At 64.2% G+C, this 12,423-nt stretch carries 11 protein-coding genes; 6 read left to right on the top strand and 5 right to left on the bottom strand.

The window, feature by feature from the left end; all coding sequences use genetic code 11:
• The first annotated feature begins 151 nt into the window (after window positions 1-151).
• The 6 genes from H3H51_RS18690 to H3H51_RS18665 all read left to right on the top strand — a co-directional run bounded on the left by H3H51_RS18690 (window position 152) and on the right by H3H51_RS18665 (window position 5,657).
• Window positions 152-1,048 carry a LysR family transcriptional regulator gene (locus tag H3H51_RS18690; protein ID WP_183090593.1) on the top strand — a complete coding sequence of 299 codons (897 nt, stop codon included), beginning with the start codon at window positions 152-154 and terminating at the stop codon, window positions 1,046-1,048.
• A gap of 3 nt (window positions 1,049-1,051) precedes the next feature.
• On the top strand, window positions 1,052-1,954 hold the full coding sequence (locus tag H3H51_RS18685) for a LysR family transcriptional regulator (RefSeq protein WP_183090592.1): 903 nt from the start codon (window positions 1,052-1,054) through the stop codon (window positions 1,952-1,954).
• A gap of 174 nt (window positions 1,955-2,128) precedes the next feature.
• Complete coding sequence (locus H3H51_RS18680) at window positions 2,129-2,752, top strand: glutathione S-transferase family protein (RefSeq protein WP_183090591.1); 624 nt, start codon at window positions 2,129-2,131, stop codon at window positions 2,750-2,752.
• A 52-nt stretch (window positions 2,753-2,804) separates the two neighbouring features.
• Complete coding sequence (locus tag H3H51_RS18675; protein ID WP_183090590.1) at window positions 2,805-4,862, top strand: pyridoxamine 5'-phosphate oxidase family protein; 2,058 nt, start codon at window positions 2,805-2,807, stop codon at window positions 4,860-4,862.
• 15 nt (window positions 4,863-4,877) lie between these two features.
• Entirely contained in the window at window positions 4,878-5,096 is a 219-nt protein-coding gene (locus H3H51_RS18670; protein ID WP_183090589.1) for a hypothetical protein, read from the top strand.
• A 90-nt stretch (window positions 5,097-5,186) separates the two neighbouring features.
• Window positions 5,187-5,657, top strand: a complete 471-nt coding sequence (locus H3H51_RS18665; RefSeq protein ID WP_183090588.1) for a nuclear transport factor 2 family protein — start codon at window positions 5,187-5,189, stop codon at window positions 5,655-5,657.
• Window positions 5,658-5,696: 39 nt separating this feature from the next.
• On the opposite strand, the gene H3H51_RS18660 is transcribed toward H3H51_RS18665, so the two are convergent.
• From H3H51_RS18660 to H3H51_RS18640, 5 genes are all read right to left on the bottom strand, one after another.
• On the bottom strand, window positions 5,697-8,765 hold the full coding sequence (locus H3H51_RS18660) for an efflux RND transporter permease subunit (protein ID WP_183090587.1): 3,069 nt from the start codon (window positions 8,763-8,765) through the stop codon (window positions 5,697-5,699).
• Complete coding sequence (locus H3H51_RS18655; RefSeq protein ID WP_407926523.1) at window positions 8,762-9,769, bottom strand: efflux RND transporter periplasmic adaptor subunit; 1,008 nt, start codon at window positions 9,767-9,769, stop codon at window positions 8,762-8,764. Before H3H51_RS18655 ends, H3H51_RS18660 begins: the two co-directional genes overlap by 4 nt.
• Window positions 9,770-9,905: 136 nt before the next feature.
• The gene (locus tag H3H51_RS18650; RefSeq protein ID WP_183090585.1) at window positions 9,906-10,685 is read right to left on the bottom strand and encodes an ABC transporter permease; all 780 of its coding nucleotides are present in this window, start codon (window positions 10,683-10,685) and stop codon (window positions 9,906-9,908) included.
• Window positions 10,682-11,614: an ABC transporter ATP-binding protein gene (locus tag H3H51_RS18645; protein ID WP_183090584.1), complete on the bottom strand. Its 933-nt coding sequence runs from the start codon at window positions 11,612-11,614 to the stop codon at window positions 10,682-10,684. The genes H3H51_RS18650 and H3H51_RS18645 overlap by 4 nt, the downstream gene beginning before the upstream one ends.
• 69 nt (window positions 11,615-11,683) lie before the next feature.
• A complete protein-coding gene (locus tag H3H51_RS18640) occupies window positions 11,684-12,304 on the bottom strand; it encodes a glutathione S-transferase family protein (protein ID WP_183090583.1) in 621 nt (206 codons plus the stop codon).
• Window positions 12,305-12,423: the final 119 nt, after the last annotated feature.

Here is a 12,423-nt window from a genome sequence, read left to right as displayed (position 1 = left end):
ATACGCGGCAGTAAATTGTCACGAAAACACCCGACATTCCGAGCCAACAGCTGAAGAGCGCATGGCCGTATTGGGCTACCTTCAACCGCTACGCCGATAGCGGCTCAACCCACCCTGCAAGCTGGCGGTGATTGTGGACAGGTTTCAGGAAATGAAAGTGCTGCTGGCCGTCGCGGACGCGGAAAGCTTTGCCGGTGGCGCCAAGCTGATGGGCATGTCACCGCCGAGCGTGACACGGGTGATCGCGGGCCTGGAAAACCGTCTGGGTACCCTGCTACTGGCACGCAGTACCCGCAGCCTGCGCCTGACCGAAGCCGGCCGGCGGTACATGGAGGACTGCAAGCGCATTTTGCTGGACCTTGAGGAAGCCGAAGAACTGGCTACCGGCAGCAGTGTTCGCGCCCGTGGCAACCTGACGGTGACGGCCCCGGTGATGTTCGGCGAGCTGTTCCTGATCCCCCGGATCACCGAATACCTGGCGCAGCACCCTGAGGTGACCCTCAACGCCCTGCTGGTGGACCGCCTGGTGAACATGGTGGACGAAGGTGTGGATGTCGCCATCCGCATCGGTGAGTTGCCGGATACCGGCCTGCAGGCGGTCAGGGTCGGGCATATTCGCCCCGTGGTATGCGCCGCGCCGGCCTTTCTCGATCGCGTCGGCAGGCCGACTGCCCCCAAGGATGTACTGGCGCTGCCGATGGTGATGTCCTCGGCCAGCAACCTGCTCACCGAGTGGCAATTCAGGGACGGTGAACACGCCATAGCCCTGCACCCCAAACCGCGCCTGCTGGTCAGTTCCAACCAGGCCGCGATCAACGCCGCGCGCATGGGCTGGGGCCTGACGCGGGTGCTGTCTTATCAGGTGGCGGCAGCGGTGGCCAAGGGCGAACTGGAGATCGTCCTCGAAGCGTTTCAGACACCGGCCCTGCCCGTTCACGTTCTCTATCAAGGGGGCAAACGGATACCGGCCAAGGTACGCACCTTCGTCGACTACTGCTCCAGCCGGTTCCTTACCGATCCCGCATTGCAAGCAGACAAAGTGACCTAGCCCGTGAGCCACTATCGCCAGATGCAGACCTTCGCAGCCGTGGCCCAGGCCGGTAGCCTGGCTGCGGCGGCGCGGCATCTACAGCAATCGCAGGCGACCGTCATGCGCGCCATCGCCGCGCTGGAAGCGCGCCTGCACAACACCCTGCTGATTCGCGGGCCGCGCGGTGTCGAGCTGAGCCCAGCCGGTGAGCAGTTCGCGCAAAGCTGCCGACAGATCCTGGAGCAGACCGAGCAAGCCGAACGTTCGGCGGCCGGCCTGCATGCCAGCCCCGAAGGTCGCCTGACCGTGGCCTTACCCCTGCTGATGGACCTGCAGGTGTTCACCCCCATTGCCCTCGCCTACCTGGAGGCTTATCCCGATGTGCACCTGGCCATCCGCACCAGCGACGGTGCGCCCAGGCTGCTCAAGGACGGCATCGATGTGGCCCTGGTGGTGGGGCCGCTGCCCAGTTCTTCGGAGTTTGCACTGCCGCTGGGCACGGTCACGCCAGTGGTTTGCGCGTCTCCCGCCTACCTGGCCAAGTGGGGACGGCCCACAACACCCGACGACCTCAAAAGCCATCGCACGGTGATGAGCACCTCGCCGGGCTACGAGGCGCAATGGCACTTCCCTAACAGCCGCACCACCCGCCTGCTGAAACCCGCGCACGTGCTGAGCTGCACCACCCAGCGTGCCGCTATCCACGCCGCCACCCTGGGACTGGGGCTGATCCGCTGCATGAGTTACGAAGCCCACGATGAACTGCACAGCGGCTTGCTCGAAGCGGTACTCACCGACTTCGCCAGCCCAGGCGTGCCGGCGCAGTTGATCTACCGCCATGGCCGCCGCGCCGAGGCGCGCGTGCGCAGCTTTATCGACTTCGCCACGCCCCTGCTGCGCGCCCATCCGGCCTTTGCGGGCTGAGCCACGCGCCTCTCGCCCTCACCCGCTTTATTTCGTAAAACGAAATTATGGATTGCTCGGCATGGTGATTCTGCTTGCCCCGGCGTGGGCGCAGCATGGCTCCACCAGCGCAATAACCACCGACCTGGTTTGACGCTGCGCTGATTCCCCTAACCCCATCGCGGAGCCATCACCATGCCACAGGCCATCAAACTCTACCGCCACCCTCTTTCCGGTCACGCCCACCGCGTCGAGCTGCTGCTCTCGCTGCTGCAACTGCCGACCGAGCTGGTGTTCGTCGACCTCGCCAAGGGCGCGCACAAGCAAGCCGAGTTCCTCGCCCTTAACCCCTTCGGCCAGGTGCCGGTGATCGACGACAACGGCACCGTGGTCATCGACTCCAACGCGATCCTGGTCTATCTGGCGAAGAAGTACGGTGACGGTCGCTGGCTCTCCGATGAGCCGTTGGCAGCAGCGCGGGTACAACGCTGGTTGTCGGTAGCCGCCGGCCAGGTGGCATTCGGCCCGGCCGCTGCCCGCCTGATCACCGTGTTCGGCGCGGCGTTCAATGCCGAGGAAGTGATCAACCGCGCCCACGCCCTGTTCAAGGTGATGGAGACCGAACTGGCCAGCTCGCCGTACCTCGCAGGCCCGGCGCCGACCATCGCCGATGTGGCCAACTACACCTACATCGCCCACGCTCCTGAAGGCAACGTGTCGCTGGAGGCCTACCCGAACGTGCGTGCCTGGCTGCAACGCATCGAGGCCCTGCCCGGCTTCGTGCCCATGCAACGCACCGCCATCGGCCTGGCCAGCTGAGTACTGCCCCGTCTGCCGGGCCTCCCGGCAGCCCTCCCAAGGAGCACCCGCCATGGATCATCTGCCCGAACCGCGTAAATCACCCTGGCATGCCGGCGAAAAGAAGCTGCAGGCAATCTTTCACGCCGCCGAGCGCATGGAAGAGCTCGGGCAGCGGGTTATCCGTGACTACATGCCCGACCAGCACCGCGAGTTCTATCACCAGTTGCCATTCATGGTGGTGGGCGCCGTCGATGCCGATAACCGCCCCTGGGCCACCCTGCTCGAAGGGCCGGAAGGCTTCGTGACCTCGGCCGACCCGTACCATTTGCTCCTGGACACCCAGCCCGACCCGCAAGACCCGGCGGCATCAGGCCTGCAGGCTGGCCATGCCATCGGCATGCTGGGCATCGAGCTGCACAGCCGTCGACGCAATCGCATGAACGGGGTGATTCAGCAGTCCTCGGCGGCAGGCCTCGAAGTGGCGGTCGAGCAGTCCTACGGCAACTGCCCCAAGTACATTCAGGAACGCATCTACACCCTGGTTGCGCAGCCGGAAAGCGGTAAACCCGCGCGCCAGGATTTCACCGCCCTGGATGAACACAGCACAGCCTGGATACGCGGCGCCGACACCTTCTTTATCGCCAGCTTTGTCGACCACGACGCCCACAGCCGCTCCGTGGATGTCTCCCATCGCGGCGGCCGCGCCGGTTTTATCAAGGTGGAAGGCAATCGCCTAACCATCCCCGACTATGCCGGCAACCTGTTCTTCAACACCCTGGGCAACCTGCAGAGCAATCCGGTGGCCGGCTTGCTGTTTGTCGACTTCACCAGCGGCGACATGCTGCAACTGTGCGGGCGCACCGAATTGCTGCTGGACAGCCCGCTGATCAAGGCCTTTGAAGGTGCCGAGCGGCTCTGGGCCTTCGACGTCGAGCAGGTTGTACTGCGCCCGGCCGCGTTGAACATCCGCTGGCTGTTCAGCGACTACGCGCCCACCAGCCTGGCCACCGGCACCTGGGCCGAAACCGACGAGCGCCTGCGCCACGTCGAGCAGCGCAAGCAATGGCAGCAATGGCGCGTGGCGCGCGTAGAGCAGGAAAGCAGCGATATCCGCTCGTTCTTCCTCGCACCGGCTGACAATGCCGTGGTGCCATTCGCCCCCGGCCAACACCTGCCGATGCGTATTCTGGCCGCCGGCAACGAAGCGCTGGTACGCACCTACAGCGTGTCCAGCGCACCGTCCGATGGGCATATCCGCATCAGCGTGAAACGCCAGGGCAAGGCCTCGTTTCATCTGCACGACAACGTACGGGTGGGCGACGTGCTGGAGGTGCGCGCGCCAGTGGGTAGTTTCACCCTCACTGATAGCACTACTCGGCCAGTGGTCCTGCTCGGCGCTGGGGTCGGCATCACGCCGATGATGTCCATGGCCAGGGAGCTGGTGGCGCAAAACCTTCAGCAGCAGGTGGCGCGCGCGATCCATCTGTTCCAGAGCGCGCGAAGCCTGGCCGACCTGCCATTCCGGGAAGAACTGCGCGAGCTGCAACAGCGCTCGGCAGGCTCACTTCACGTGCACCGCACCCTGAGCAATCCCGAGGCCGACGCCCTGCTGGATCATGATTACCAGGTGGCCGGGCGCCTGGACCTTACCCAGGTGAAAGCTCGCCTGCCGCTGGACGACTACGACTTCTACCTGTGCGGGCCCGGCGGTTTTCTCCAGGCCATGTACGACGGCCTGCGCGGCGTGAACATCGCCGACCAGCGCATTCACGCCGAAGCCTTTGGTCCCTCGGCGCTGCGCCGCTCGGAGAGCGCACAGCCACCCACCCTGCAACAACCGCCCGCCGCCGAAGGGCCGGTGCCGGTGTACTTCTCCGCCTCGGGCAGCGAAGCACGCTGGAAGCCCGGTGCCGGCAGCCTGTTGGAACTGGCCGAGAGCCGTGGCCTGAGCCCCGAGTTCAGCTGCCGTGGCGGTTCATGCGGCACCTGCGCTACCAGGCTGCTCAGTGGCGCCGTGCACTACAGCAACCCGCCGGCGCAGTTGCCGGATGGCGACAAGGTGCTGATCTGCTGCGCCATCCCCGCGCAAACCGAAGGCACTGCCCAACCCCTGGTCCTGGATCTCTAACGAGGAGGCCGTGACATGAACACGAACGCATACAGCCAGCCGATTACGCGCTGGAAAGACAGCGGCACCCGCGACAACGATGCCGCCTCGCCGTACATGCTCGGTGCCGTGGAATGGGAAGCCAGCTACCTGCTGCCACAGTGGCTGGCTGGCGCCGAACTGCCTGGCAGCCCCGCAGCGTCGACGCAGGCGCAGCCAAGCCGCCTGCTACGCCTGTGGTACGCACTGCACTGAAAGGCCAGCCCACCAACCCTTGGCGCTGCGCCCTGCTCACTCAGTGAGGCGCGGCTCCCCCATCTACCCACGCTAAAAGGAGCAAGCGTCATGTCCGAAATCCGCCAACCGGTTCCACCCTTCACCCGCGAGACCGCGATGTTGAAAGTGCGCCTGGCCGAAGACGGCTGGAACAGCCGCGACGCCGGCAAAGTCGCCCTGGCCTACACGCCGGATACGCGCTGGCGCAACCGCGCCGAATTCGCCACCAGCCGTGCCGAAGCCGAGGCGTTTCTGCGGCGCAAATGGAGCAAGGAGCTGGAGTACCGCTTGATCAAGGAACTGTGGGCCTTCACCGACAACCGCATCGCCGTGCGCTACGCCTACGAATGGCACGACGACTCCGGCAACTGGTTTCGCTCCTACGGCAACGAGAACTGGGAGTTCGCCGAAAACGGCCTGATGGCCCACCGCTTTGCCTGCATCAACGACCTACCCATCAGCGAGGCCGAACGGAAATTCCGTTGGCCGCTGGGGCGTCGCCCGGATGACCATCCGGGGCTGTCGGAGCTGGGTCTGTAACGCTGCTCGGTAGTTGCCTGCCAAAAGGCCGCCAACGACCTACGCCAAACCCACTTCACCCTGCTCCACCACCATCGGCCGCCAGCGGCGCAGCAGGCTGTACAGCGTCGGCACCACGAACAGGGTGAAGAACGTCCCCACCAGCAGGCCACCGACGATCACCATGCCGATCTGCTGGCGGCTCTCGGCGCCAGCACCGCTGGCGATGGCCAGGGGTAGCGAGCCGAGCACCATGGCCCCGGTGGTCATCAGGATCGGCCGCAGGCGCTGCACCGCCGCTTCCAGCACCGCCTCGTGCAGCTCGCGACCCTGGCGCAGCAGGTCATTGGCGAAGTCGACGATGAGGATGCCGTGCTTGCTGATCAGGCCGATCAGGGTCACCAGGCCAACCTGCGAGTAGATGTTCAGGGTGCCGCCGAACAGCTTCAGCGCCAGCAACGCACCGGCCATCGACAGCGGCACGCTGAGCAGGATGATCAGCGGGTCGAAGAAACTCTCGAACTGCGCGGCCAGCACCAGGAAGATGAACACCAGGGCCAGGGCGAAGATCAGCGCCACGCCGCCGCTGGAGTCCTTGAAGTCGCGCGAGGTGCCGGTGTAATCGAACTGGGTGTCTGGCGGGAAGATCGCCTGCGCCTTTTCCTCCAGATGCTCTAGCGCCTCGCCCAGGGTGTAGCCGGAGCCGACGTTGGCGCTGATGGTTACCGCGCGCAGCTGGTTGAAGTGGTTGAGCTCGCGCGGCGCCACGGTCTCGCGCACTTCGATCAGGTTGGACAGTTGCACCATGTTGTCATTGCGCCCGCGCACATAGACGCGGTTGAGGTCGTCCGGGTTGCTGCGGTCGACGTTGGCCAGTTGCACCAGCACATCGTACTGCTCGCCGTTCTGCTTGAAGCGGGTGACCTGGCGGCTGCCGAACAGGCTTTCCATGCTGCGACCGATAGTCGCCACATCGGTGCCCACCGCCACTGCCTGCTCGCGGTTGACCGTGACCTTGAGTTGCGGAGTATTCAGCTTGAGATCGGTATCCAGGCTTTCCAGCCCCGGATAGTCGCGCACTTCGGCCAACAGCTTGTCGACGTATTGCTGCAGCTCGGCGTACTCCAGCGAGGAACGGATGACGAAGTTGACCGGCTGGTTGCGCGCGCTCTGCCCCAGCGGCGGGCGGTTGATCGGAAAGGCGCGTACGCCAGGGATGGCCTGCAGCTTGGGCAGCAGCTCGTCGCGGATCTCGAACTGGCTGCGCGAACGCTTGCTCCAGTCTTCCAGCTTCATGAACGACAGCCCTTGGGCCACGGTGGGGAAGCCGGCAATCACCATGTAGCGGTTGGTTTCCGGAATGCTCTTGTAGGCCTCCTCCACCTGTTTCGCGTAGCGGCTGGTGTAACCCAGGGTGGCGCCATCGGGGCCGTTGATCGAGCCGACGATGGTGCCGGTGTCCTCGGTCGGCGCCAGTTCGCTGCGCAGGCCGCTGAACAGCCAGGCGCACAGCAGCAGGATGCCAACCAGCCCCAGCAGCACCAGCCACCAGGCGCGCAGTACCCGCTCCAGGCCATGCCGGTAGCTGTAGGTCAGGTGATGCAGGAAGCCTTCGATCAGGTTGTAGAAGCGCCCATGCTTCTGCTCTGGCACATGGGCCTTGAGCAAGTGCCCGCACATCATCGGCGACAGGGTCAGCGCCACGAAACCGGACACCAGCACGGCGCCGGCCAGGGTCCAGGCGAACTCGGTGAACAGCTTGCCACTGGTGCCTTGCATGAAGCCGATCGGCGCATACACCGCAGCCAGGGTGAGGGTCATGGCTATCACCGCGAAGGCGATCTCGCGGCTGCCCTTGAACGCCGCCTGCATCGGCGACAACCCTTCCTCGATATGCCGGTGGATGTTTTCCAGCACCACGATGGCGTCGTCCACCACCAGGCCGATGGCCAACACCATCGCCAGCAGTGTCAGGGTGTTCACGGTGAAGCCCATCAGCGCCATCAGCGCGAAGGCACCGATCAGCGAAACGGGAATGGTCACCAAAGGAATGAGGGTGGCGCGCAGCGAGCGCAGGAACAGGAAGATGATCAGCACCACCAGCGCCACCGCCTCCCAGATGGTGGCGTAGACGTTGTGGATCGACTCGCGGATGAACTGTGAGTTGTCGTTGGCGATCGACATTTCCATGCCTTCGGGCAACAGCTCGCGCAGTGCCGGCATGGCCTCCTGCAGGCCATCGGAGATTTCCAGCGGGTTGGCCGTGGCCTGCTTGACCAGGCCCAGCGCCACCGCCGAGCGACCGTTGAAGCGCACCAGCGAACGCTCGTCGGCGGCACCGATTTCGGCGTGGCCGATGTCGGACAGGCGCAGCAGGTAGCCTCGCGAGTCGTCGAGGATCAGGTTGTCGAATTCTTCCGGGGTCTTCAGGTCGGTTTCCGACAGCACGGAAAACTCGCGCTGTACCGACTCGATGCGCCCGGCGGGAATTTCCACGTTCTGCCGGCGCAGGGCGTCTTCCACGTCCAGTACGGTGAGGTCGTAGGCAGCCAGTTTCTCCGGATCGAGCCAGATGCGCATGGCATAGGTGCGCGCACCGCGGATCTGCACTTCCGAGACGCCGGGAATGGTCTGCAGGCGATCCTGCACCACGCGCTCCAGCAGATCGGTGATTGCCATCGCCGAGTAGCGCTCGCTGTGGAACGCCAGCCAGATCACCGGCTGCGCATCGGCCTCGACCTTCTGCACCATGGGTTCGTCGATTTCTTCCGGCAGCAGGCTGCGCACCCGGCCGAGACGGTCGCGCACGTCGTTGGCCGCTTCATCGGAGTTGCTGCCGAGGCGGAACTGCGCGGTGATCTGGGTGTTTTCCGAACGGCTGATGGAGCTGACGAAATCCAGGCCTTCAATTCCGGAGAGCACGTCCTCGATCGGCTGCGCTACCTGCGACTCCATGATTTCAGGGCTGGCGCCGGGGTAGATGACGTTGACCGTGACGATCGGCACGTCGATGTTCGGGTATTCGCGCACCGCCAGGCGCTGATAGGCCAGCAGGCCGAGCAGAACGATGATCAGCGATAGAACGGTGGCGAAGACCGGGCGACGGATGCAGATGTCGGACAGGGTCATGCGCCCTCACCCCGTTTGATCGTGCGCACCTCGTGGCCTGGGGTGACCTTCTGCCAGCCGGCACTGATCACCGTCTCGTCGCCCTGCAGCCCTTCCACCACTTCGGCCTTGCCACGCTGGCGCTGGCCAATGCGGATCTGCCGGCGCTCCGCCTTGCCGTCCACCACCAGGTTGACGAATAGCAACTGGCCCATAGGCATCACTGCTTCTTCGGGGATCAACAGCGCCTGTGGGCGCTCCGCGAGGATCACCGAGACTTTGACGAACTGACCGGGCTTGAGCCGGTGGTCGCTGTTGCCGATCTGCGCGCGGATTGCCTGGCTGCGCCCCACTTCATCCAGGCGCGGGTTGAGGGCAATGATCGTGCCTTTGAAGCGCTCGCCGGGGTAAGCGTCGAGACTCAGCTCGATGACCTGGCCGACGCCGACCTGGCTGACGGCCTTCTGCGGGATGCGGAAATCCACCTTGAGCGGGTCGAGCACTTCCAGGTTGACCATGTCCTGGCCGGCGCTGAGGTAGTCACCGATGCTGACCTGGCGCAGGCCAAGTACACCGTCGTAAGGCGCGCGTACCTGGGTCTTGTCCAAGCGCGCCTGGGCCAGTGCCAGGCTGGCACGGGCGGCCTGTTGCTGGGACTGCGCCTCGTCCTGGGCCTGGGCATTACTGGCGCCGCGCTTGAACAGCATCTGCGTGCGCTGGTAGCTCTTTTCCGCCAGATCGAGATTAGCCTGGGCCTGGGCCAGCTCGGCGCGGGTGATCGAATCATCCAGGCTGACCAGCAATTCGCCGCCCTTCACCGCTTCGCCTTCGCGAAAATGCAGGCTGGCAACTCGCCCTTCGATCTCCGGGCGGATCATCACCGACTCATCGGAGCGCAGCGAGCCGAAGGTCACCAGCTCATCGCGCACCAGGGTGCGCTCGGGCTGGGTCACTTCCACCAGGGGCGCCTGCTCGGCCAACACCTGGCCACTACAAATCAGACTGACCATCAAGGGCCACAGCATGCGACGGACAATCATCCACCTTGCCTCTTGGAATTGGAGTTAGGTAGGGAGTCTAACGGCTCTGCCGTGTGGGGATCGTCAATGACAGGTAAATATGGCGCCAGCCTGTGACGCCATATTTCCCCACCCACAACCGTTACTGGCGCATGCCACGGCCGCTTTTCAGCAGGCGGATGCACACGGTGTACAGCACCGCGCAGGCCAGCAGCATCATGCCGATGGCCACGCCGATATTGATGTCGGAGACGCCGAGAATGCCGTAGCGGAAGGCGTTGACCATGTGCAGGATCGGGTTGATCAGCGAGACCTTCTGCCAGAACTCCGGCAGCAGGCTGATCGAGTAGAATACCCCGCCCAGGTAGGTCAGCGGCGTCAGCACGAACGTCGGGATGATCGAGATATCGTCGAAATTGCGCGCATACACCGCGTTGATGAAGCCGCCCAGAGCGAAGGTCGTCGCCGTGAGGATGATCACGATGATGGTCACGCCCAGGTGATGCACCTGCAGCTTGGTGAAGAACAGCGACAGCAACGTGACGATGAAGGCCACCGCCAGGCCGCGCAGCATGCCGCCGACGGTGTAGCCGATAAGGATGGTGTGCGGCGATACCGGCGATACCAGCAATTCCTCGATGTTGTGCTGGAACTTGCTGCTGAAGAAGCTCGACACCACGTTGCTGTAGGAGTTGGTGATCACCGACATCATGATCAGCCCCGGCACGATGAACTCCATGTAGCTGAACTGGCCGACGCCACCGACCTGGCTGCCGATCAGCCGGCCGAAGATCACGAAGTACAGGGCCATGGTGATGGCTGGCGGCAGCAGGGTCTGCGCCCAGATGCGGGTGAAGCGACGCACTTCGCGGGTGACGATGGTCTGCAGGGCGACCAGGTTGGAACTCAATTCGGGACTCATAGCGCCACCTTCGCCAGGTTTTTCTCCACCAGGGACACGAACAGCTCCTCCAGGCGATTGCTCTTGTTACGCAGGCTCAGCACCTCGATGTTCTGCGCCGCCAGTTGGCGGAACAGCTCGGTGATGCCCAGGCTTTTTTCCACCTGCACCTCCAAGGTGTGGTGGTCGACCAGGCTTGCCGGGTAGCCCTGCAACTGCGGCGGCACCAGCAGCGAGTCCTTGAGGTCGAGCAGGAAGGTCTCCACGTGCAGGGTCTTGAGCAGCGCCTTCATGCTGGTGTTCTCGACGATCTGACCGTGGTCGATGATGCCGATGTTACGGCACAGATGTTCGGCCTCTTCCAGGTAGTGGGTGGTGAGGATGATGGTGATGCCTTTCTGGTTGAGCTCGGTGAGGAAACTCCACATCGAGCGGCGCAGTTCGATGTCCACGCCGGCAGTGGGCTCGTCGAGGATCAGCAGGCGCGGCTCGTGGACCAGCGCGCGGGCAATCATCAGGCGGCGCTTCATGCCGCCGGAGAGCATGCGCGCGGGCACGTCGTGCTTGTCCCACAGGCCGAGCTGGTTGAGGTACTGCTCGGCACGCGCCCTGGCCACTTTCGCCGGGATGCCGTAGTAGCCGGCCTGGGTCACGACGATGTCGAAGACCTTCTCGAACTGGCTGAAGTTGAATTCCTGCGGCACCACGCCGAGGCAACGCTTGAGCGCGCTGGGTTCCTTGTCCAGGTCATGGCCGAACACGTTGACCGTGCCGCTGGTCTTGTTCACCAGGGTCGAGAGGATGCCGATGGTGGTCGACTTGCCGGCGCCATTGGGGCCCAGCAGGGCGAAGAAGTCGCCTTCGGCCACATCCAGGTCGATGCCCTTGAGGGCCTGGAAACCGTTGCCGTAGGTCTTGCTCAACTGACGAATGGACAGAGCGCTACTCATGAAAATACACACGCCTTGAAATGAAGGGAGGTTAGATACGACGCGGCGGTCCCGAATGCAACCATCTGATCAGGTTAGCGGAGTCATCACCGCACGCTGGTACGCCGGCCGCTGCTGCAAGCGCGCATACCACGCCGCCAGGTGCGGCAACTCGGGACGCGCGATGGGCATCTCGAACCAAGCGTAGGCAAAGCAGCCGAGCGGAATATCGCCCATGCCGAAGGTCTCGCCGGACAGCCAGGGTTGCAGGGCCAGCGCCCGGTCGGCCATGCCCAGCAGTTCGCCACAGCGCTGCCGGGCCACCTCGATGGCAGCCAGGTCGCGCTGCTCCGGTGGAGTCCGCAGGGTGCCCCAGAACAGCTCACGAAACACCGGGGCCAAGGTGGTGCTGGTCCAGTCCATCCACTTGTCCGCCCCCGCGCGCACCGCCACATCCTCGGCATACAGGCTGCCGTGGGCATACTTGGCCGCCAGGTAGCGAACGATGGCGTTGGATTCCCAGAGCAGCACGCCCTCGTCATCGATCACAGGTACCAGGCCATTGGGGTTCATCGCCCGGTAGGCCGGCTCGTTGACCAGACCGAAGGCGCCACCGGCGTCGATCGCCTGATAGGCCACGCCGGCCTCCTCGGCGCACCAGAGCACCTTGCGCACATTGGTTGAGTTCTTGCGCCCCCAGATCTTCAGCATCGGCCCCTCGCTTATTCGTCTGCCATACATCACACAGCCTGCACCCTAGCACGCAGCTCTATTGGGAAAAGCTACGAATATCGATGGTCGTTATCGATGCAATAGATAACGGCGGCGTA

The sequence above is a fragment of the Aquipseudomonas ullengensis genome, assembly GCF_014174475.1.
GTDB lineage: Bacteria > Pseudomonadota > Gammaproteobacteria > Pseudomonadales > Pseudomonadaceae > Aquipseudomonas > Aquipseudomonas ullengensis.
This window is presented reverse-complemented; position numbering and strand designations above follow the sequence as displayed.

Coding starts and splice junctions, on each gene's coding strand:
- H3H51_RS18690 (WP_183090593.1), top strand. CDS start 152: ATGAAAGTGCTGCTGGCCGTCGCGGACGCGGAAAGCTTTGCCGGTGGC.
- H3H51_RS18680 (WP_183090591.1), top strand. CDS start 2,129: ATGCCACAGGCCATCAAACTCTACCGCCACCCTCTTTCCGGTCACGCC.
- H3H51_RS18675 (WP_183090590.1), top strand. CDS start 2,805: ATGGATCATCTGCCCGAACCGCGTAAATCACCCTGGCATGCCGGCGAA.
- H3H51_RS18670 (WP_183090589.1), top strand. CDS start 4,878: ATGAACACGAACGCATACAGCCAGCCGATTACGCGCTGGAAAGACAGC.
- H3H51_RS18665 (WP_183090588.1), top strand. CDS start 5,187: ATGTCCGAAATCCGCCAACCGGTTCCACCCTTCACCCGCGAGACCGCG.
- H3H51_RS18660 (WP_183090587.1), bottom strand. CDS start 8,765: ATGACCCTGTCCGACATCTGCATCCGTCGCCCGGTCTTCGCCACCGTT.
- H3H51_RS18655 (WP_407926523.1), bottom strand. CDS start 9,769: ATGCTGTGGCCCTTGATGGTCAGTCTGATTTGTAGTGGCCAGGTGTTG.
- H3H51_RS18650 (WP_183090585.1), bottom strand. CDS start 10,685: ATGAGTCCCGAATTGAGTTCCAACCTGGTCGCCCTGCAGACCATCGTC.
- H3H51_RS18645 (WP_183090584.1), bottom strand. CDS start 11,614: ATGAGTAGCGCTCTGTCCATTCGTCAGTTGAGCAAGACCTACGGCAAC.
- H3H51_RS18640 (WP_183090583.1), bottom strand. CDS start 12,304: ATGCTGAAGATCTGGGGGCGCAAGAACTCAACCAATGTGCGCAAGGTG.